Raw genomic sequence first — 19,798 nt, forward strand, 5'->3', positions numbered from 1 at the left:
ACATCCGACAGGCATAGTCGTGTTGTCTGGAACTGGACCAAATATGAGGAGGAACAAAAATGCTTCGACCAACTCGACGGACTTTGTGGGCAGGGCTTGCCGTAGCCGCCCTCTCGACGACCGCCCTGGCGCTGCCGGTCCAGGCCCAGACATTGCGCATGGCCTGGTCGCAGGACGCCACCGGCCTTGATCCTCACAAGCAGACGGCGTTTTCCTCCCTCCGCTTGCTCGAGTTGATCTACAGCCGCTTGTGCGGCTGGATGCCGATCTGAACGTAGTGCCTGCGATCGCCCAAAGCTGGGAGTTTTCGGAGCACGCGCAGACTCTCACCTTCACACTCGATCCTGATGCCCAGTTTTCTAACGGTGAGCCAGTAACCGCGGCTGACGTGAAAGCCTCGTTTGAGCGCATTCTTGATGAAGCGACATCGGCCGCCGCTCGGTCGAACTTCCTTTCGATCGAAAGCATCGACACGCCTGACGAGGGCACGGTCGTCTTCAACCTCAACACGGCTGATGTACCCATTCTGGCGTCCATGGCCACGATCAACGCTGCCATCGTGCCGTCAAGCGAGATCGAGGCAGGCTCGATCGGCACCACCACGGTCGGCTCTGGTCCGTTTATCCTTGATTCCTGGGAGCCGAATGCACGGGAAGTACTCACGGCCAATCCGGACTGGGCGGGCGGCGAGCTGGCGATCGATGGCATCAACGTCACCGTGCTGCCCGATGAGACGGCAATCCTGGCGTCGCTCCGTGCGGGACAGATCGACTTCGCCCTAATCAACGATCCGCTGGTCGCAACCATGGTGCCAAACGAGCCCAATTTGCAGCTGAACCGCGTGCCGGGCCTCGCCTACAACGTGCTCCAGCTCAACCCGTCCCGCGAGCCCATGGACAATCTGCAGGTGCGGCAGGCGATGTCCTGCGCGATCGATCGCCAGGAGATCGTCGATGCGGCACTCGCCGGCGAGGGTCATGTTACCGGTCCTTTGACCATGCCAGCCGTCGCCCAGGATCCAGATACGCTCTTCTGCTACGAGCAAGACCTCGATCGTGCCCGTCAGCTCATGGAAGAAGCGGGGATGGCGGACGGTTTCGCAGCGACCGTTATTGGCGCTACCGGTGAGCCGCCGGTGGCTGCCGCCGAAGCGCAAGTGCTGCAGCAGCAACTTGCCGAGATCGGCATCGAGCTCGAGATCGAGATGATGGAGCTCAACGTTTATGTTGATCGCTGGCTCAAGGGCGACTTCGATATGGCGGTGGCGCTCAATGGCGGGCGGCCCGATCCCTATCCGATGTATAATCGCTATTTCACCAAAGAGGGTAACCTCCTCAATGTCTCGAACTTCGTGGATGACATGCTTGACGACCTGATGGCGGAAGGTCAGCGGGAAACGGATCCGGCCAAGCGCGTCGAAATCTTCCAGGAGTTCGAACGTCATCTGGCCGAGCAGGCGCCCTGGCTCTGGCTCTCGACCTCCTACAACTACACGGCCCAGCGGGACAATGTCAGCGGCTACGAGCCGTCACCCACTGGTACGCTGTTCGGCTTGACCAAGGTCTCGGTCCAATAAACCTCAATTCAGGCCGGCCCTCGGGCCGGCCCATTTCCATGAGAACTGTTTCCTAATGCACTATGTGGCGCAGCGGCTGCTGACGTTTCCGCTGATCCTGCTGGGCGTTTCTATTCTGGTATTCGTGTCCATCCGCCTCATTCCGGGAGACGCCATTACCGCGATGCTCGGTACTGAAGCGGGTCTTCTCACCCCGCCGCAACGCGCCGCGCTTGCCAATTATTTCGGCATCGACCAGCCCGTCTGGTCGCAATATATCCGCTGGCTGAGCGGCCTGTTTCAAGGCGATCTGGGCGTCTCCACCATTTATGGCAGACCCGTCCTCCACGTCATCATCGAGCGCTTTCCGCTGACGCTGGAGCTGGCCATTCTCGCTATGCTGATCGCGCTCTCGGTTGGGATCCCTCTGGGCGTTCTAGCCGCCACCCGCAACGAACGCCCGAGCGATCTCGGTGTCCGCCTCCTGGCCATGCTTGGACAGTCCACACCCAGCTTTGTGCTGGGTATTCTCATCATCTATGTTTTGTCAGTGTTTTTCGGCGTCGTGCCGCCCATGGGTGTCTACACGCCGATCACCGTAGACCCGGTGGCCAATCTCAGCCAGCTGATCTTTCCTGCCATTACCCTTGGCTTTGCGTTCGCGGCATCGGTGACGCGCATTTCGCGTTCCGCCATGCTCGACGTCCTGAGCGAGGATTATGTGCGGACGGCCCGGTCCAAGGGTACCTCCGCCATGGGCGTCATCTGGCATCACGCCCTGCCGAATGCCCTCATCCCGGTGGTGACGTTATCGGGCGTCGAGTTCGGCTATCTTCTGGGCGGCGCGGTCATCGTGGAACAGATCTTCGCCCTGCCCGGGATCGGGCGATTGGTGCTCGATGCCATCAGCCAGCGCGATTATGCCCTGGTCCAGGGCACAGTGTTGCGATTTGCAGCGGGAGTTCGGCCTCGCCTATCTGTTTATCTCGCACGACATGGCGGTGGTGGCATCGCCCGCGCGCTGATGCTCAACCCCGATGTGGTGGTGCTTGACGAGGCTGTGTCAGCGCTGGACGTGTCGGTGCAGGCGCGCGTTCTGGACCTCCTGATCGGGTTGGCGCAGACCATCACGTGAGACTGGAGGCCTAGGATGAGCAGACTGGACCAAAAACTCGAGTTGGCCTTTGCCCCGCTTGCCACGGCAGTCCAAACGGGCCGCATCCCGGGTGGGGTGCTTGGTATAGTTGATAACGCCGGCAATCGCGTGATGCGGTCGCTGGGAGCGGCGCAGCTTGTGCCACAACATCGAGAGATGACCGATAACACCTGGTTCGATCTGGCGTCCCTCACCAAGGTGATCTTCACCACCCAGCGCATTCTCGCGCTGGCAGATGCAGGGCGCATCGATCTTGATGCGCCCCTGATCAGCGCATTGCCGGACTTTCGGCAGTACAATCCCGACAATTGGGAACGTCGCGTCACCTTCCGGCAGTGCCTAGGACATCAGACGCCGTTTCCGGCAGTTTTCCCGCTCTATACCTATGGCCGCGATCCTCAGCTGCTGCGCGCTTTTCTGCTGCAGCACCAGTGGGAAGCGGGTCCTGCAGTCTATTCAGACATCAATTTCATGCTTCTTGGTCTCGCGCTCGAGCGGATCGAGCGGCAAGGCATTCGGCAGATGGATCCCGGGCCTGGGTTTGCCTGGTCCGCCGATCCGGCGCAGAGCGCGGCAACGGAAGACGATAGTTGGCGGCACCGGGTGCTCGTCGGCGAAGTACACGACGATAATTGCTCGGCCCTCGAGGGTGCCGGCCATGCAGGGCTCTTTGGCACCGCTGACGCAGTCCTCGACTTCGCCAGGGACCGCCTTGCCGACACAGGTCCCGATGCTCCGATCCGCACCCCGCTCTCGGCGCGTCGCACCCATGGCTGGGAACGTCCCTACGAGGGGTGGTCCGGCGGCGAGCTCTGTTCGCCAGCAAGCATCGGTCATACTGGATTTACCGGGACAGGCCTCTGGATCGATTTTGAACGCGGCTGTGCTTGGACACTCCTCACCAACCGCGTGCATCCGACCCGTCACTTTGACAGCGGCATCGTCGCCCTGCGGCGTGCCGTCGGCGATCTGATCAATAGCGACTAGGAGACACAAGATGGATCCGATCTGGGCCGTCGGACTGATGACGGGGACCGTGCTCGACGGCAATATCGACGTGGCGCTGCTGCGCACGGATGGCGAGAGAATCGAGCAGTTTGGTGTCTTCCAGCTGGCGCCCTACCCCCAGTCGATCCGCAACCTGCTCGAGGACACTCTTGCGGCAGCGCGGAAGTGGAATTTCGAGGGCCCTGAGCCGGCAGTGTTCGCCCAGGCGGAAGAGGCACTAACCCGGGCGCAAGCGGCTGCAGTCGCGGCAGTCATTGAAGAGTCCGGGCTACGCCCGTCCGACATCGGCATTATCGGCTTTCACGGACAATCGGTACTCCATCGCGCGCCGCAGCCGGGCCGGATTGGTGCCACCCGGCAGCTCGGGGACGGGCAATTGATGTCCGATCTCTTGGGCATCCGCGTTGCCTTTGATTTTCGCTCGGCCGACGTGCGGGCCGGCGGTCAGGGAGCCCCGCTCGCCGCCCTTTACCACCAGGCGTTGCTGCGCCGCCTCGGTGCAAATGACGGCCGCACGGCCGTGCTCAATCTGGGTGGTGTGGCCAACATCACCTGGTGGAATGGCGAGGACCAGCTTGTTGCCTTCGACGTCGGTCCGGCCAACGCGCCGATCAACGACTTCATCAAGGCACGGGGTCTAGGGGATATGGACCGGGATGGGCAACTGGCCTTGAGCGGCACTGTCGATGAGGCGCGCCTCGCCGCCCTGCTCACCCATCCCTATCTAAATGCCCCCTACCCCAAATCGCTCGACCGCTTCGATTTCTCCTACACCATGGCCGATGGGCTGGGAGATGCCGATGGGGCCGCGACCCTGACAGCGTTCACCACCGGTGCTGTAGGCAAGGCGCTGGACCTGCTGCCGAGCCGCCCCCACCGCCTGGTAGTCTGCGGCGGTGGCCGGCACAACCCGGCAATTATGGCCATGCTCGAGAGCCGCACCGGGATTGAGGCAGTCTCCGCCGACGCTGTCGGTTGGCGCGGCGATGCCATCGAGGCGGAGTGCTTTGCTTTTCTCGCGGTTCGCGTGTTGCGGGGCCTGCCGATCAGCTTCCCCACGACCACGGGGGCCCCGCACCCAATGACGGGCGGCCGCCTGAGCGATGCCTGAACTTGCCCTCACAGTGACAAACTGCCCCGCGGCTGAAGACTTGGAGCGGATCGGCAGCAGCCTGGCAGCTTTCAATGAGAGCGACGTTGGCCCGGCGGAGCGACAGCCCCTCGCCGTTTTGATCCAGACGGAGGACAGTCTGGTGGCGGGGCTTTCCGGATACACCGCCTGGGGCTGGCTCTATGTGCAGTGGCTGTGGGTTTCCCAAAGCTATCGCGGACAGAAACTCGCGACGAGAATGTTAGCCGCTGCGGAACGGAGGCGCAGCGGCGTGGTTGTCACGGCGCTCATATCGACACCTTCAATCCCCATGCCCAACGTATCTATGAGCGCGCCGGCTATGCGGTGTTCGGCGCCCTGCCGGACTTTCCACATGGTCGCACCCGCAGTTTTCTGTTCAAGCGCCTGGCCGAACACGCAATTGCTTTCTAGAGGCTGGCGAGCAGCAGCTATCCAAGTCCCGCACCAGCAGCCACGATCCTGCGCCACGTTTCACCTTGTGGCGTCTGCAGGCGTGCCGCCGTCAGGGCAGCATCGAGGCTGAGAAAGCGAACCTCGTGCCCCGGCAGGGCGCGACGGATCGCCGGCTGGACGCGCTCGTGCAGTCCCACCACGCCGCCAACGAAACCCGTCGGACGGCGCCCTACCCTCGAGGTCAACGCCACCGCCAACCGAGCAAGTTCGGCGCCCGCCTCCTCCAATACGGCAGCAGCAGTAGCGTCGCCGGCCGTCGCCGCGCGAGCAACGGCAACAGCCAGTGCCCCAATCCGTCCCCGATCGCTGCCGTAGACGAACTGCCTTACATCGCTCCACTCCGATCCTCCAATTTCCCGAAAGATCTCTCGCGCAAGCGGTTCGACGGCGTCAAACGACCCCGTGTGGTCCAGCGTTTTATAAAGGCGATCCAGAGCTTGCAGAGCGATCCAGCTTCCTGACCCGGCATCATCAATCAGGATGCCGCGGCCACCAACCCGCACCACAACATCAGGACCGATATAAAGTCCGATGGACCCCGTTCCCGCTGAGACAAGTATCCCCTCACCAGGCGCAAAAGCCGCTGCATAGGCAAGCACCATGTCGTCCACGGCGGTGACCAAGTGCGCCGGGAGGTTCAGGTACCCGGCAGTAATCGCCTGTACGTCCGAACGCACTGCGGCACCAAATCCGGTCAGTCCAATGGTCACATCAAGGGCAAGAAAGTTCGATGTTTGAATCCCTTCGGCGATCATCCTCAACGAGGACGTAAGCCGATCCCTCTCGGTGGGATTGAACACATGCGCCGTTGCACCGGCCGCGGCCCCACGGCCGATCTCGTGCCCGGCATGATCGCACGCGACCCAGCGGCTTGCGGTACCGCCAACATCGATTCCGAGATGTACCGCCGTTGTCACGCCGGCACGCCTTGGACAACGAACCTGGCCGTGATCTCGCGAGGATTGGTAATCATGGTCCCAACCACAACGGCATGGGCACCAGCTTCGAACGCCTGCCGCACCAGATCAGGCGTGTTATAGCGGCCTTCGGCGATGACCGGCACGTCGAGCGTCCTTGCCAGAGCTTCGAGCAGTTTCAGGTCCGGCTCCGCCGGCCTGGGCTCGGTTTCGCTTGTGTAACCCGAAAGCGTTGTCGCCACATAGTTCGCGCCCCAAGCTGCTGCGGCCAAACCCTCGTCCAGGGTGGATATGTCGGCGAAGACTTCGGCGCCGAGTTCCTCGCGAATACGGCGCACGAGGACAGCAGGCGGTTCGCCATCGCGCGGCCGCGCCGTGCAATCGAGCGCCACAACTTCGGCGCCCGCTGACACGATGGTTTCCGCCGCCTCCAAGTTCGGGGTGATATAAACGGGATGATGGAGTGAGAACAGTTTGTGAATGCCGATTACCGGCAACTGGGCAGCCTTCACCGCTGCGATGTCCGCCGGACCATTGGCCCGGATGGCAACCGCGCCGCCGTCCCGCGCCGCCTGTGCCATCGCCCCCATATAGGTGGGGCCATGGAGCGGATTGTCCTCGCGCGCCTGACACGAGACGATCAGCCCTCGCGGCAGCTTCACTTCACGGCCCCCGAGGTCATCCCTGAGATGAACTGTTTGGAGAGGACGATATAGATGATGATGATCGGGGCCGCCGATAGTGTCAGCCCGGAAAACAGCACACCCCAGTCAGTCGTGTACTCACCCATGAAGGTGGTCAGCCCCTGCGGCAGGGTCTTGAGGTTATCGTTCTGAATGAAGACCAGAGGGAAAAAGAAGTCGTTCCAGATGGGAACCACGTTCTGGATTCCTGCAATGACCATGGCGGGGCGCACCAAAGGAAGCATGATCGACCACATGATCCGTGCTTCGCTCGCGCCATCCATTCGCGCTGCATCCTCCAGCTCGCTTGGCAGCGTCCGGATGAATCCGGTCATGATGAAGACGGTCGTGGGCAAGCCCATGGCCGTATAAACGAATATAAGGCTCAACTGATTGTTGAGGATCGAGAGGTCCCGCAACAGCATGAACAAGGGAATGATGGCCAGCTTCAGCGGCAAGGTCAGCCCCGCCAGAAAGAACATCAAGATGAAGGCCGATCCGGTGAACTGATAGCGCCCGATCGCGTAGGCAGCCATGGTCCCCAAGGTCAGGATCAGCACCATGGAGGTGCCAGTGACAAAGAACGAGTTCAGCAGGTAGCGTAAAAAGTTGGTCTCGGTCCAGATCCGGACGAAATTGCCCAGCTGGGTGAAGTCAGGGATACCAAAGGGAGATTGAAAGATCTGCGGCGTGGTCTTGAACGCCGAAAAGACCATGATGACGATCGGGGCCAGCATCAGCACCGTATTGGCGATTAGGATGATCTGCAGCAGACCGTCACGCCCCAAGGTTCCCAGGAGACCCTTCTGGTCGTAGTAGCCCGTTGTAGTCACGGCGTCGCTTGTGGTGGCGGTCATACCTGGATCTCCCGCGCGCGCAGCCGGATGGTGATGAATGTGGCGACGAATGCGATGAAGACGAAGATCAACACGGCCAAGGCACTGCCGAGCCCGAAATTCTGTTGGCCGGCCGAAACATTGCCAAATGCTGTTCGGTAGAAATAAAGGCCCAGAACATCGGTGGAGCCAAAGGGCGATCCGTCGAGACCTGCCATGATGTAGGGGAGCTCGAACCAATTGAAGGCGCCCACGAACAGAAGCGTGAAGACGATCGTGGCGCTGGGGGCAACCAGCGGCCAGACGATCTTGGTGATCTTGACCCACTCGCTTTGGGTTTCCATGCGCACCGCATCCAGTACCTCACTGGGGATGCGCTGCATGCCAGCCAGAAACACAAGAGTGGGAAACCCCACCATGTGCCAGGCTTGGGCAGCAATCAGCGAGAACAGGGCGGTGTCGCTCTGGCCCAGCCATGGCTGCGCCAGCCAATCAAGACCCACCCCACGCAGGGTAATGTTGACCACACCGAACAGCGGGTGAAGGAAGAGCTTGAAGAGATAACCGACAATAACTGTTGAGAGCACGACCGGCAGGAACACGGCCACGCGGTGAAACCGTGCACCTGGCAGCTCGCGCCACAAGGCATACGCCAGCAGGAACCCCAGTCCGTTCTGCAGCACCATAAGCGCAAAGAACACAATAACATTGTTCTTGAAGGCGTTGAGCGTCCAGCTCCGATAAGGTTCGACGAAGAGCACCGTGTGGAAGTTCTCAAGTCCCACGAAATCACCGCGGCGCAGCCCCTGCCAATCAAAGAATGCGTAGGCAAAGGCAGAAACGATTGGGTAGACGATAAACAGGGCTACAAAGGCGAGCGGTGGCACGACAAGGGCGGTGATCCACAGGCCGCGGCCCGTCATCCGAAGGTGAGGCATGTCGTTTCGCTTCGCTCTGGCGCTGCATAGTGCGGTCCCTCTCAGTTAAGAGGAACCGCTTGGTTGGGGAGTTTTAGTCCTGGAAAGGCTCGTACCAAGCGGCAAGACCGCTGGTCAGGGCATTGCCGATTTCCTCTGGCGTCGTCTCACCGGCGAAGAGCTTCTGCATCTCGGACTGGATGAGGACCGATCCAGAAGGCTCGCCATAGCGGAAATGCACCAGCATCAGGTAAGGGATGGACGACTGATTGAGCTCATTGACTTCGGCCAGCAGCGGGTCATTGAACTGCACGCCTGGCACAGCTGAAACATTGTTCAGTGTGTCCGCGAAGGCCTGGCCGAATTCCGGGCTCGCCAGATAGTTGAGGAACTTGACCGCAGCTTCCTTGTTGGGGCTGGCAGCATTGACGGCATAGCCACCATCAAAATAGAGGCCAACCAGCTTCGCGTCCTCGGCAGTCTCCCCCGGAGCCGCAAAGACGCCCAGTTCAAGGTCAGGGTTCTGTGCACGGAACGTCGCCAGTTCGTAGGAACCGCCGACGAACATGGCGGCCATGCCTGAGCTGAAGAGTTGCTGGGCAGAAGGATAGTCAAGGCCGATGAAACCGTCTGCGAAGTACTGCCCCGCAACGTCAGCCACTTCGCTCAGGGCATTGGTGAACCGTTCGTCGGTGAAGTCGGTGGTCCCGGCCATCAGCTCGTCGTAGAAGTCCTTGCCCATGAGCGAGGAGCCGAGCCCGAAGGTCACGGTCTCGTTCTGCCAGGCCGTCGCTGTGCCGTTGGCGAAGGGAATGACGCCGGCGTCGAGCAGGGTCTGGCTGGCGGCCTTCAGTTCTTCCCAGGTCTGCGGCTCTTCGAGGCCGTTCGCGTCGAAGATGTCCTGGTTGTAGATCACCAGCTGGGTCTGACTGGCAAAGGGCACTGCATAAATGGCGCCGTCGGCGCGCATGCTTTCAGCCGCAATGGCGGGCTCGGCGAACTCGGCGAGAGCCGGTACCGTTTCGGTGGTCAGCGGCTCTAGATAACCTGCCGAAGCGACGTTCTCCAGACCACCATAGGCACGCACCATCATGACGTCCGGCCCGGTGCCGCCAGCAAGCGCTGTGGACAGAATGGTGTTGTAGTTGGTGGCCTCGAAGGTCTCGAAGGTCACGGTGATACCAGGGTTGGCCGCTTCGAAGGTTTCGATGAACTGCTCGTAGGCAGCCCGGTCTTCCTGCCGCCAGCTCCAGAAGGTGAGATCCTGCGCCAGGGCAGGTGCGGCGATACAGAGTGCAGCCAAGGCTGCGCCGATGCGAATGATGTTGGTCTTCATTATTTCCCTCTTCTCGTTAGATTGACCATGGTGGACCGCCCTCCCCGACGCCCTAAGGCGTCAGCCGCCGGCCATCCTCGGCGGAAAACAGATGCACTGCACCCGGGTCGACCACGACAGCCACCCGCTCGTCAGGCTCGAAGATCTCGTCGGGCCCGGTGCGCGCAGCAAGCAGCGTACCGTCGGCCAGGCGAACATAAACATAGGCGTTGTCGCCCAGATATTCGGTATAGACGACCTCGCCGGTAAAGCCGTCGTCAAGAGCGTCCCTGCTCAGCGAGACGGCATCTGAACGTAGGCCAAGCTTGAGCGCCGGCACGTCAGGTAGCGCCCCCGCAAATACTGCGCCACCATCTACAATCGCCAGGCGATCGCCATCACGCCGCACATGGACCAGCGTCATGCGTGGTGAACCGATAAAGCTGGCGACAAAGGTGTTGGTTGGGGTCTCGTAGAGCTCACGGGGCGAACCGACCTGTTCGATGCGTCCCAAGTTCATCACCACGATTTTGTCGGCCAAGGTCATGGCTTCGACCTGGTCGTGAGTGACGTAGATCATCGTGCCGCCGATCTGACGATGCAGACGAGCAATCTCCAGCCGAACTTCGGAGCGCAATGCCGCATCAAGATTGGAGAGTGGTTCATCGAGCAGAAAAACTTCGGGCTTGCGGACCAGCGCCCGACCGATGGCGACGCGCTGGCGCTGGCCACCCGAAAGTTCCCGCGGCTTGCGCTGCAAAAGCGGCTCCAGCCGCAACATCCGCGCTGCCTCAGCAATGCGGGCTTCGACTTCAGCCTTGTCGAGCCCCATAAGGCGGGCGCCGAACGCCATGTTTTCGTAGACGTCCATATGCGGATAAAGTGCGTAGGACTGGAACACCATGGCGATACCGCGACGCGAAGGCGGTACGTCGTTCATGCGACGGCCGTTCAGAAGGAATTCGCCGCCCGAAAGTGGATCCAGGCCTGCAATCAGCCGCAACAGGGTCGACTTGCCGCAGCCGGATGGGCCAACGAAGACGACGAACTCACGATCGCCGATTTCCAGATCGATGCCATGAAGCACATCGGTATTCCGGAAGCTCTTCCTGATGTCCCGGAGCGAGAGTTGAGCCAACGAATATTCCTCCCACCTTCCTGCTCCTTCACGAACAGGCAACCATCAGACCGCTTGCCGACAACCGGAATACTAAATTCCTCGGCAGCGCTGCTGTCAAGAATAGAATATTACGCGACGGAGGGGAGTGCCGACTACACCTTGAGGACGGTTACCGCGGTTTCGCTGCGGTGAATGTAGTCGTGAGCATCGGACTGCCGACGCAGCAGCAGGATGAAGAGCATGTCGGTCAGCATCAGTTGCGCGTCCCGGGAGGTGATCGCCGATGACCGCACCCTCTCCTCGTCGCCCACGGTGAACAGATGAAGATGGGCGAGGTCCAGCAAAGGGTTGGGCTGCATTCCTGTGACCGAGATGATTGTGGCACCGCGCGCCTTGGCAAGTTCGGCAATGCGCAGGGTCTCCACACTGCGACCCGAATGAGAAAGCGCGATCAGCACATCTGCAGAAGTAAGCGCCGAGGCATTCGAGATCTGGATGTGAGTGTCGCTGTCCAAAAGGACAGAACGGCCTAGCTTCAGGAGTTTATAGGAGAAATCTCGGGCGACGAGAGAGGAAGCCCCCACCCCTGCCAACTGGATGCGGCGGGCATCAGCAAGCGCTTCCAGTGCCAAGTCGATGGTGTGCTCACTATTGGCGGCAGACGTTTCCCGCATCGAGAGCAGTTTGGATCCTGTCAACTTCTGCAGGATCGTCATATAGCTGTCGCTGGCTTCTATGGTGCCGTGAATGACACCTCCGGGGGCGTGCCACTCGATAGCTTTGGCCTTGTTCACTGCCAGCTTCAACTGCTGATATCCGGCATAGCCGAGCTTCTGGCTGAACTTCACCACACTGGATTGACTGCGTCCGGTCGCTTGGGCAAGCGCCGCCGAGGACAGGTTCACCATGAGGTCAGGGTGGTCGATAATGTACTGCGCAATTTGGCGATCGGCCTGCGTCATGGCTCCCAGTTTGGCTTCAAGAAGTTTCAAGATCGACATGCCAGCCCCTCATCAGCCCGGCAGCGTCGCGGAATACATAATTCCAAGTTTCGTTGACAGCCGGAATAATCACTCATAGCATCCCCCAATACTCTGAGTGAAGGCATGATGGCAAAAAGCACCCTGGTCGCAGAACTTGAACATCTCGTGTCCGAGTCTCGCAACCCCGACACCATGCAGATCGATCTGATGTCGACGCCGCAGATACTTGCAGCTATGAACGCTGAAGATGCGAAAGTGCCCGACGCCGTTAAGATGGTTCTGCCGCAGATTGCCGCTGCAGTCGACCGCATCGTCGAGGCGTTTCGTCAGGGTGGTCGGCTTATCTATATGGGCGCGGGGACCAGCGGCCGTCTTGGCGTACTCGACGCGTCGGAATGCCCGCCGACCTTTGGCGTGCCCGAAGGCATGGTGGTCGGCCTCATCGCTGGCGGTGACCGGGCCCTGCGGCATCCGATCGAAGGGGCAGAGGACAATCCCGGCGAAGGCAGACGGGATCTTGAGCGGATTGACGCCACTGCGCAGGATGTTGTCGTTGGCATCGCGGTCAGTGGTCGCACACCCTATGTCATCGGTGCCATCGACTACGCGGGCAGTATCGGTGCCACGACGGTAGCCCTCTCGTGCAATCCCGGGTCAGCCATTGACCGTATGGCCGACATCGCCATTTCACCGGTTGTGGGTCCCGAAGCCCTCACCGGGTCGACGCGCCTCAAGTCCGGCACGGCGCAGAAGCTGGTGCTGAACATGCTGACGACGGCCAGCATGATCCGCATCGGCAAGACCTACGAGAACCTAATGGTCGATGTGTCGGTGAGCAACGAGAAGCTTGCCGCGCGCGCGGTCCGCATCCTCGTGGAGGCGAGCGGCTGTTCTCCTGACCAGGCCGAGACTTACCTCGAAAAAAGCCGGAATAACGTGAAGCTGGCGATCCTAATGGCATTGACCGGGATGACCGCACAGGAGGGCGAGATCGCCTTGCAAAGCGCTGGCGGATTCCTGCGTCGAGCCGCGGGCGAACACCAGCCCAGAGCAACCGGTTAAGACAGGAGATCGGCGGTGAATTTTCGCGTCGAACTCCATGCCCTCCCACTGCGAGAGCGGCTCTACCGGGCCGCCAGGCACAAAGGCGTCAGCTGATGTCCGCCACTGCGCCCCTCGCCCTCTTTGTTGGTATGCCCGGCCACGAACTCTCCAGCAGCGAGCAATCTTTTTTTCGGGAAACCAATCCCTTCGGGCTCTTCCTGTTCAAGCGCAATCTCGACAGTCCCGACCAGATCCGCCGCATGGTCGATCAGTTCCGCACTGCGGTCAGCCGCGATGACGCGCCAGTCTATATCGACCAGGAAGGCGGCCGGGTGCAGCGCCTCGATAATGGCAATTGGCCCCTTTTCCGGGATCTGGGCAGCTTCGGCGCTCTCGCCCGCAAGGATCTCGAGCTCGGCAAATATGCCTTGCGTCAGTCGACCCTCGCCATGGGCGCCATGATGAGGGAGCTGGGCCTGGGCAGTGGCACCACCCCCGTGGTGGACCTGGCGCGCACAGGCACCCACAACGTCATCGGCAGCCGCTCATTCGGTGATGACCCAGCGCTTGTCGCCGAACTCGGCCGGGTTGTCCTCGATGCCATGCTTGAAGTGGGCTCCATGCCGATCATGAAACACATCCCCGGCTACGGTCGCGTCTCGGTGGATCCGCACTTCGACTGTCCTGTCGTGGACGCCACCATTGATGAGATGACGGACACTGACTTCGGTCCTTTCATCGCCCTTAAGGATAGTCCCTGGGCCATGGTCGCGCACCTGATCTTCACTCGGATCGACGCTGAGCGCCCTGCCTCAGTCTCCCCCGTCGTTCATGATCTAATCCGCGATCAGCTGGGTTTTGACGGCGTTATTGTTACCGATTGCCTCACCATGGAGGCGCTATCCGGCAGCTGGCCGGAACGTGTCCGCGCCGCACTCGACGCCGGCTACGATTTGGCGCTTCATAGCCAAGGCGATCTCGCCGCCAGCGAGGCTGCCGCCAAGGCCGCAGGTCCGATGACCACCCACAGCCTCGATCGTGTCGCGCGTGCCCAGGCCCGCCTTGGCAACCGCCAGGTCGACGTCCGGGCGCTCCACGCCGAGGTGGAACAAATTTTCAGGGAGAACGGCTTCGCCTGAGCGCGGCCGGACAAAAAGGAGAGATTGAAAGATGCACAAACTGAACTTACTGGCGGCAGCGTCCGTCGCCGTGCTCGGCCTGGCCGCGCCGGCCAGCGCCCAGGACAGCGGCAATGTGCTGACCCTCGCCTCCGAGCAGGTCACCACCTTCGTGCGCAATTTCAACCCCTTCAGCCAGACATCGGCCCGCTACACGACGCAGGACTTCATGTACGAGCCGCTGGTGGTGTTCAACCGCCTCAAGGGCAATGAACCGAACTACCGTCTGGCCGAAAGCTTTGAGCTGGCCGACGATTTGATGTCCATCACCTTCACCCTGCGCGAAGACCTCAAATGGTCCGATGGCGAAGACTTCACCGCCGACGATGTCCTCTTCACCTATGAGTACATCAAGGAGCATCCGGCGCTGGACTTCATCTCCATCTCGGCGCAGCTCGCCTCGGTGGAAAAAGTCGACGACCGCACTGTCCGTTTCAATCTCAACGAACCCAATTCGCTGATCGCCAACACCATTGTCGGCATGCCCATCGTGCCCGAGCACATCTGGTCCGAAGTCACAGATCCGGTCACCTTCGCCAACGAAAACCCCGTGGGCTCCGGCCCGATGACCGAGATCACCCGCTTCACCCCGCAGGTTTACGAGCAGTGCCGTAACCCGCACTATTGGGATGCCGATAACCTCGACGTCGATTGCCTGCGCATGCCACAGCTCGCCGACAATCCCCAGGTGCTCGCAGCATTGGCCGAAGGCAACCTCGATTGGGGTACCAGTTTTATTCCGGACATCGACAACACCTTCGTCGCCAGGGATCCGGAACACCACAAATACTGGTTCACGCCTTCCAGCCTCGTTTCGCTGCAGATGTCGCAGGTTTCGCCTGACGAAAACGCCCGTAAGGCCTTCAACGACGTCAATTTCCGCCGCGCCGTCAGCATGCTGATCGACCGCGAAACCATCGTCGACATTGCCGGATATGGCTATCCGCTCGTCAACCAGGATCCATCGGGCCTGGGCGAGCTCTATGCGTCCTTTGCCAATCCGGAAGTGCAAACCCAGTTCGGCCAATATGGCCGGTTTGATCTTGAAGCCGGCATCGCCCTGCTTGAAGAGTCCGGCTATGTCGACGCCGATGGTGACGGCTACCGCGACAATCCCGACGGCACACCGCTGGAGCTCGATTTCAAGGTTCCCAATGGCTGGACCGATTGGATCGATGCGGTGCAACTGTCCATGGAGACCTTGCAGGAAGCGGGCATCAACGTCTCGATGTCCACGCCGGAAGCTGCCGTCTGGACTTCGGACCTCATTGCCGGCAATTTCGAGCTGACGCTTAATGCGCTGTCGGCGACCGCCAATCCCTACCTGCCCTATATCCGCTCCTTCAATCCGGACGATTTTGGCAAGAGCCGCTTCACTGCGGCCCGCTGGGAAAACCCCGAGGTCGTGGAACTGCTGGGTCGCTACACCCAGGTCAAGGATCCTGCTGAGCAGAAATCGATCATGGACGAGATCCAGATGATCGTCGCCGAAGCGCTGCCGATCATTCCGATCTACAATAGCCCGGCCTTCTATCAGTACAACACCACCCGTTGGACCGGCTGGGCCGATGCCGAAAACCCGAAATATTCTCCGGTCGTTTCGGTCACCAACCCCACCCGCCTGCTGCAGCTACTCGATCTCGAGCCGGTTGCTGAATAAAGCATTGGGGTAGCGGACCACTCCGCTACCCACCCCAACGGCTGTCACCCCGGCGAGACCCCATCCTGACATCTCGAGATGGATCGATCCCCCTTGCGCGGGGATGACACCGCGGGTGACCATCACTTTGCCAGGCCCATCAAGGAGCAAGTGCAGAAACAATGACCTTCCTGCTGCGCCGCCTGGCCTTCTACCTCGCGGCATTCCTTGCTGCCGCGACGATCAATTTCTTCCTCCCCCGCCTCATGCCGGGCGACCCCATCGAGATCATGTTCTCGAGCGCCGGCAGCGAGCTGTCGCTGGAAAATCTCAATGCGCTCAAGCTCACCTTCGGCTTCATCGATGCACCACTGCATGAGCAATATCTGGCCTATCTCCAGAGCGTCTTCAGCGGCGATCTGGGTCGCTCGATCAAATACTTCCCGCTTCCGGTTACCGACCTTCTCGCCCGCGCCCTGGTCTGGACGCTGGGCCTCGTTGGTTTTGCCACGCTGATCAGCTTCACATTGGGCACCCTCCTCGGCATCACCGCCGCCTGGCGCCGCGGCAGCCGCTTCGACTCCATCGTCTCGCTGCTGTCGATCTTTACGAGTTCGGTCCCCGCCGTTGTCGTCGCGCTGATCACGCTCTTTGTTTTTGGTTACACACTGCGCTGGTTCCCCAATGGCTATGCCGCCGATCCCCTGCTCGATCCGGCCTTTTCATGGACCTATATTTCCAGCGTGCTGTATCACGGCACCCTTCCCATGCTGACCATGATCACCGTCCTGACTGGCGGCTTCACCGTCACTATGCGCAACAACATGATCAACCTTCTGGGCGAAGACTATATCGTCATGGGTCGAGCCAAGGGCCTGGCCGAGCAGCGCGTCATGCTGCTTTACGCCGCGCGCAACGCGCTCCTGCCCACCGTATCGAGCCTTGCCATTGCTATCGGCACCGTTTTGGGCGGCGCACTCGTGGTCGAGGTCGTGTTCAATTATCCCGGCATGGGCAACACGCTATATCAGGCTATCCTTGCGCGCGATTACCCGGTGATCCAGGGCCAGCTCCTGATCATGACCGGCGCCATGCTGATTTCCAACTTCATCGTCGATCTCAGCTATGTGCTGCTCGATCCGCGCCTCAAGAAGGCTTGAGCCATGGACCTTCTGAAACAACTGCTGCACAACAGAAAGGCAGTGGTGGGCGTCACCATCCTCCTCGTCATTGTGTTGATTGCGATATTTGCGCCTCTGCTGACCGAATACAGCCCCACCCAGCGCGTCGGCCGTCCGCACCAGCCACCGTCCGCCGACTACTGGCTTGGCACCACCCGCCTGGGCCACGACGTCTTCACCCGCCTGATCTATGGCGCCCGCGTTTCCCTGGCTGTTGGCTTTGGCGCTGGCCTCCTGATCACCGTGATCGGCACAGTTCTGGGTATCATTGCTGGCTACAAGGGCGGCGCCATCGACGAACTGATCAACTTCTTCACCAATATGGTGCTGGTCGTTCCCAACCTGCCATTGCTCCTGGTTATCGCCGCCTTTATCGGTCAGGCGAGCCCCCTGGTTATCGCGCTTATCTTGGGCTTTACCTCTTGGGCCTGGGGCGTGCGCGTCACCCGTTCGGAAACGCTGTCCATCCGGCAGCGCGACTTTGTCAAATCCGCCGAAATGCTGAGCGAGCCGTCCTGGCGGATCATGGCGCTCGAGATTTTTCCCAATCTGATTTCCATCGTTGGTATCAACTTCATCGGCAGCGTCATTTTTGCCGTGATCACCGAGGCGACGCTGGAATTCCTCGGCCTGGGCGACCCCAATACGGTCTCCTGGGGCATCATGCTCTACAATGCTCAGAATGCTTCGGCCCTTTCCGTCGGCGCCTGGTGGGACCTACTGTCCCCCTGCTTTGCGCTCGCCATCCTTGGCCTGGGCCTGGCGCTGATCAATTTCGCCATCGATGAAATCGCCAATCCGCGCCTGCGCACCGGTGGCATGCTCAATCGCTGGACCCGCATGGTCCGCGAGGGCGAGGGCAAGCTATGACCACGTCCACGCTTTTTGTTCGCGACCTCAACATCGACTATATCGGCGCCGAAACCGATTTCCACGCGGTCAAGAATGTCAGCTTCGACATCAAGCCCGGCGAGTTCTTCGGTCTGGCCGGCGAGTCCGGCTGCGGCAAGTCCACCATCGCTTTCGCCATCAGCCGCCTCCACCGCCCGCCGGCCCTGATCCGCAAGGGCAGTCAGATTCTGGTCAAAGACCGCGATGTTCTCGAGCTCGACGATGATGCGCTCCGCCGCTTCCGCTGGCGGGAAGTGGCCATGGTGTTTCAAAGCGCCATGAACTCGCTCAATCCGGTGCTGACCATAGAGGATCAGTTCTACGACGTGCTGCACACCCATACCGGCATGGGCCGTGCCGAGGCGCGCGCCCGCGCCGCCGAACTCCTCAAGCTTGTCGACATCTCGCCCGATCGGCTCGCCAGCTACCCGCACCAGTGTTCTGGCGGCATGCGGCAGCGCATCGTCATCGCCATTTGCCTCGCGCTCAATCCAAAGCTCTTGATCATGGACGAGCCGACCACCGCGCTCGACGTGGTGGTGCAGCGCGAAATCCTGCAGCGCATCGACGTGCTGCGCAAGCAATTGGGATTTTCGGTGCTGTTCATCACCCACGATCTGGGCCTGATGGTGCAGGTCAGCGACCGCATCGGGATCATGCTGGAAGGTGAACTGGTCGAGGTCAACGATGCCCAGACCATCTATCGCACGCCCCAGCACGACTATACACGGCGCCTCTGGGCCTCCATGCCCAAGCTTCATGGTGAACAAATCGGCCGGGAGCCAGGCGCATGAGCGACCCTATTCTTGCGCTCGACAACGTATCGAAGATCTTTGGCCGCGCCGACAAGCCGATCTACGCAGCCCGCGCTGTTTCTTTCGGGCTGCATGCCGGGCGCACGAAGGCTTTGGTGGGCGAATCGGGTTCTGGCAAGACCACGGCCGCGCGCCTCATCATGCGCGAATACCATCCCGATGACGGACGCCTGCTCTTTAAGGGCGAGGCGCTGGGCCAGGCCAGCGCCAAAGCCATCAAGGCTTATCGCGCCTCGGTACAGATGGTGTTCCAGGATCCGTTCTCGTCGCTCAACCCAACGCACACCATTCGCTATCATCTTGAGCGCCCCCTGCAGCTGCATCAAAGGCAGCTGAACGGCTCGCAACGCCGTGCTGCCATTGAGGCACTGCTGGAGCGCGTCAAGCTCGACCCCAAGCTGATCATGCCGAAATTCCCGCATGAACTCTCGGGCGGTCAGCGCCAGCGCATCAGCATTGCCCGGGCCCTTGCGGTCAACCCGCAGGTCATCGTGGCGGATGAACCGACCTCCATGCTCGACGTCTCGGTGCGTCTCGGCATTCTCAACCTGCTCAACGACATGAAACGGCACGACAATCTCGCGCTTCTCTACATCACCCACGATATCGCCACCGCACGCTTTGTCGCCGAAGACATCATGGTCATGTATGCCGGGCAGATCGTTGAATGGGGCGCCACCGAAAGCGTGCTCGGCAATCCCCAGCACCCCTATACCCGCCTTCTGCTCGCCGCCGTTCCCGATCCGGATCGCCGGTTCGGCGATGCGCCGCCGGAGGAGCTCCAACAGCTCGACTTCATTCGCCGCCAGGCCGCCTTGCCGCAGCCCGCGATACGCCAGGTGGCTGCCAACCACCATATACGCCCAATGCCCGGCTGAGACCGGACTGCAGCGGGCGCGCTCGAAAATGGCTGACAAGTGGCGTTATCGCACATTTGCCGCTGCCGCCGCCCCCCCACGCCCTCCGCGAAAACCC

General features: G+C 60.9%; 17 protein-coding genes and 2 pseudogenes. 12 read left to right on the forward strand and 7 right to left on the reverse strand.

Going from position 1 to position 19,798, the window contains the following annotated elements:
* Nucleotides 1-59: 59 nt before the first annotated feature.
* From QOV41_RS12975 to QOV41_RS12995, 5 genes and pseudogenes are all read left to right on the forward strand, one after another.
* Nucleotides 60-1,576 (forward strand): annotated as a pseudogene (locus tag QOV41_RS12975) (ABC transporter substrate-binding protein).
* Nucleotides 1,577-1,631: 55 nt separating this feature from the next.
* On the forward strand, nucleotides 1,632-2,690 hold the full coding sequence (locus QOV41_RS12980) for an ABC transporter permease (RefSeq protein WP_284577119.1): 1,059 nt from the start codon (nucleotides 1,632-1,634) through the stop codon (nucleotides 2,688-2,690).
* A 15-nt stretch (nucleotides 2,691-2,705) separates the two neighbouring features.
* Nucleotides 2,706-3,698, forward strand: coding sequence for a serine hydrolase domain-containing protein (locus QOV41_RS12985; protein WP_284577121.1), 993 nt, complete (start codon nucleotides 2,706-2,708; stop codon nucleotides 3,696-3,698).
* 10 nt (nucleotides 3,699-3,708) lie between these two features.
* Nucleotides 3,709-4,830, forward strand: a complete 1,122-nt coding sequence (locus QOV41_RS12990; protein WP_284577123.1) for an anhydro-N-acetylmuramic acid kinase — start codon at nucleotides 3,709-3,711, stop codon at nucleotides 4,828-4,830.
* Nucleotides 4,823-5,262 (forward strand): annotated as a pseudogene (locus QOV41_RS12995) (GNAT family N-acetyltransferase). The gene QOV41_RS12990 and the pseudogene QOV41_RS12995 overlap by 8 nt, the downstream one beginning before the upstream one ends.
* A gap of 17 nt (nucleotides 5,263-5,279) precedes the next feature.
* On the opposite strand, the gene QOV41_RS13000 reads toward QOV41_RS12995, so the two are convergent.
* From QOV41_RS13000 to QOV41_RS13030, 7 genes are all read right to left on the reverse strand, one after another.
* Nucleotides 5,280-6,221, reverse strand: a complete 942-nt coding sequence (locus QOV41_RS13000) for a BadF/BadG/BcrA/BcrD ATPase family protein (RefSeq protein ID WP_284577124.1) — start codon at nucleotides 6,219-6,221, stop codon at nucleotides 5,280-5,282.
* Nucleotides 6,218-6,883 (reverse strand): N-acetylmannosamine-6-phosphate 2-epimerase, encoded by a 666-nt coding sequence (locus tag QOV41_RS13005; protein ID WP_284577126.1) that lies wholly within the window; start codon nucleotides 6,881-6,883, stop codon nucleotides 6,218-6,220. The genes QOV41_RS13000 and QOV41_RS13005 overlap by 4 nt, the downstream gene beginning before the upstream one ends.
* Entirely contained in the window at nucleotides 6,880-7,761 is an 882-nt protein-coding gene (locus tag QOV41_RS13010; RefSeq protein ID WP_284577128.1) for a carbohydrate ABC transporter permease, read from the reverse strand. Before QOV41_RS13010 ends, QOV41_RS13005 begins: the two co-directional genes overlap by 4 nt.
* Nucleotides 7,758-8,678, reverse strand: a complete 921-nt coding sequence (locus QOV41_RS13015) for a carbohydrate ABC transporter permease (protein ID WP_284577129.1) — start codon at nucleotides 8,676-8,678, stop codon at nucleotides 7,758-7,760. Before QOV41_RS13015 ends, QOV41_RS13010 begins: the two co-directional genes overlap by 4 nt.
* Nucleotides 8,679-8,751: 73 nt before the next feature.
* Entirely contained in the window at nucleotides 8,752-9,993 is a 1,242-nt protein-coding gene (locus QOV41_RS13020; protein WP_284577131.1) for an extracellular solute-binding protein, read from the reverse strand.
* Between the two features lie 52 nt (nucleotides 9,994-10,045).
* A complete protein-coding gene (locus QOV41_RS13025) occupies nucleotides 10,046-11,110 on the reverse strand; it encodes an ABC transporter ATP-binding protein (RefSeq protein ID WP_284577133.1) in 1,065 nt (354 codons plus the stop codon).
* Between the two features lie 134 nt (nucleotides 11,111-11,244).
* The gene (locus QOV41_RS13030) at nucleotides 11,245-12,093 is read right to left on the reverse strand and encodes a MurR/RpiR family transcriptional regulator (RefSeq protein ID WP_284577135.1); all 849 of its coding nucleotides are present in this window, start codon (nucleotides 12,091-12,093) and stop codon (nucleotides 11,245-11,247) included.
* Between the two features lie 108 nt (nucleotides 12,094-12,201).
* On the opposite strand from QOV41_RS13030, the gene murQ reads away from it, so the two are divergent.
* From murQ to QOV41_RS13065, 7 genes are all read left to right on the forward strand, one after another.
* Entirely contained in the window at nucleotides 12,202-13,137 is a 936-nt protein-coding gene (gene murQ / locus QOV41_RS13035) for an N-acetylmuramic acid 6-phosphate etherase (protein ID WP_284581323.1), read from the forward strand.
* 95 nt (nucleotides 13,138-13,232) lie between these two features.
* Nucleotides 13,233-14,258 carry a glycoside hydrolase family 3 N-terminal domain-containing protein gene (locus tag QOV41_RS13040; protein ID WP_284577137.1) on the forward strand — a complete coding sequence of 342 codons (1,026 nt, stop codon included), beginning with the start codon at nucleotides 13,233-13,235 and terminating at the stop codon, nucleotides 14,256-14,258.
* 31 nt (nucleotides 14,259-14,289) lie between these two features.
* A complete protein-coding gene (locus QOV41_RS13045; protein WP_284577138.1) occupies nucleotides 14,290-15,957 on the forward strand; it encodes an ABC transporter substrate-binding protein in 1,668 nt (555 codons plus the stop codon).
* A gap of 161 nt (nucleotides 15,958-16,118) precedes the next feature.
* Nucleotides 16,119-17,096, forward strand: a complete 978-nt coding sequence (locus QOV41_RS13050; protein ID WP_284577139.1) for an ABC transporter permease — start codon at nucleotides 16,119-16,121, stop codon at nucleotides 17,094-17,096.
* Between the two features lie 12 nt (nucleotides 17,097-17,108).
* On the forward strand, nucleotides 17,109-17,987 hold the full coding sequence (locus tag QOV41_RS13055) for an ABC transporter permease (protein WP_284581325.1): 879 nt from the start codon (nucleotides 17,109-17,111) through the stop codon (nucleotides 17,985-17,987).
* Nucleotides 17,984-18,802, forward strand: a complete 819-nt coding sequence (locus tag QOV41_RS13060; protein ID WP_284577141.1) for an ABC transporter ATP-binding protein — start codon at nucleotides 17,984-17,986, stop codon at nucleotides 18,800-18,802. The genes QOV41_RS13055 and QOV41_RS13060 overlap by 4 nt, the downstream gene beginning before the upstream one ends.
* On the forward strand, nucleotides 18,799-19,701 hold the full coding sequence (locus tag QOV41_RS13065) for an ABC transporter ATP-binding protein (RefSeq protein ID WP_284577143.1): 903 nt from the start codon (nucleotides 18,799-18,801) through the stop codon (nucleotides 19,699-19,701). Before QOV41_RS13060 ends, QOV41_RS13065 begins: the two co-directional genes overlap by 4 nt.
* Nucleotides 19,702-19,798 lie beyond the last annotated feature (97 nt).

It is taken from the genome of Devosia sp. RR2S18 (assembly GCF_030177755.1).
GTDB lineage: Bacteria > Pseudomonadota > Alphaproteobacteria > Rhizobiales > Devosiaceae > Devosia > Devosia rhizosphaerae.

What these genes read in the sequence shown, in the direction of transcription:
- QOV41_RS12980 (WP_284577119.1), top strand. Translation starts at nt 1,632, where the DNA reads ATGCACTATGTGGCGCAGCGGCTGCTGACGTTTCCGCTGATCCTGCTG.
- QOV41_RS12985 (WP_284577121.1), top strand. Translation starts at nt 2,706, where the DNA reads ATGAGCAGACTGGACCAAAAACTCGAGTTGGCCTTTGCCCCGCTTGCC.
- QOV41_RS12990 (WP_284577123.1), top strand. Translation starts at nt 3,709, where the DNA reads ATGGATCCGATCTGGGCCGTCGGACTGATGACGGGGACCGTGCTCGAC.
- QOV41_RS13010 (WP_284577128.1), bottom strand. Translation starts at nt 7,761, where the DNA reads ATGACCGCCACCACAAGCGACGCCGTGACTACAACGGGCTACTACGAC.
- QOV41_RS13015 (WP_284577129.1), bottom strand. Translation starts at nt 8,678, where the DNA reads ATGCCTCACCTTCGGATGACGGGCCGCGGCCTGTGGATCACCGCCCTT.
- QOV41_RS13020 (WP_284577131.1), bottom strand. Translation starts at nt 9,993, where the DNA reads ATGAAGACCAACATCATTCGCATCGGCGCAGCCTTGGCTGCACTCTGT.
- QOV41_RS13030 (WP_284577135.1), bottom strand. Translation starts at nt 12,093, where the DNA reads ATGTCGATCTTGAAACTTCTTGAAGCCAAACTGGGAGCCATGACGCAG.
- murQ (WP_284581323.1), top strand. Translation starts at nt 12,202, where the DNA reads ATGGCAAAAAGCACCCTGGTCGCAGAACTTGAACATCTCGTGTCCGAG.
- QOV41_RS13040 (WP_284577137.1), top strand. Translation starts at nt 13,233, where the DNA reads ATGTCCGCCACTGCGCCCCTCGCCCTCTTTGTTGGTATGCCCGGCCAC.
- QOV41_RS13045 (WP_284577138.1), top strand. Translation starts at nt 14,290, where the DNA reads ATGCACAAACTGAACTTACTGGCGGCAGCGTCCGTCGCCGTGCTCGGC.
- QOV41_RS13050 (WP_284577139.1), top strand. Translation starts at nt 16,119, where the DNA reads ATGACCTTCCTGCTGCGCCGCCTGGCCTTCTACCTCGCGGCATTCCTT.
- QOV41_RS13060 (WP_284577141.1), top strand. Translation starts at nt 17,984, where the DNA reads ATGACCACGTCCACGCTTTTTGTTCGCGACCTCAACATCGACTATATC.
- QOV41_RS13065 (WP_284577143.1), top strand. Translation starts at nt 18,799, where the DNA reads ATGAGCGACCCTATTCTTGCGCTCGACAACGTATCGAAGATCTTTGGC.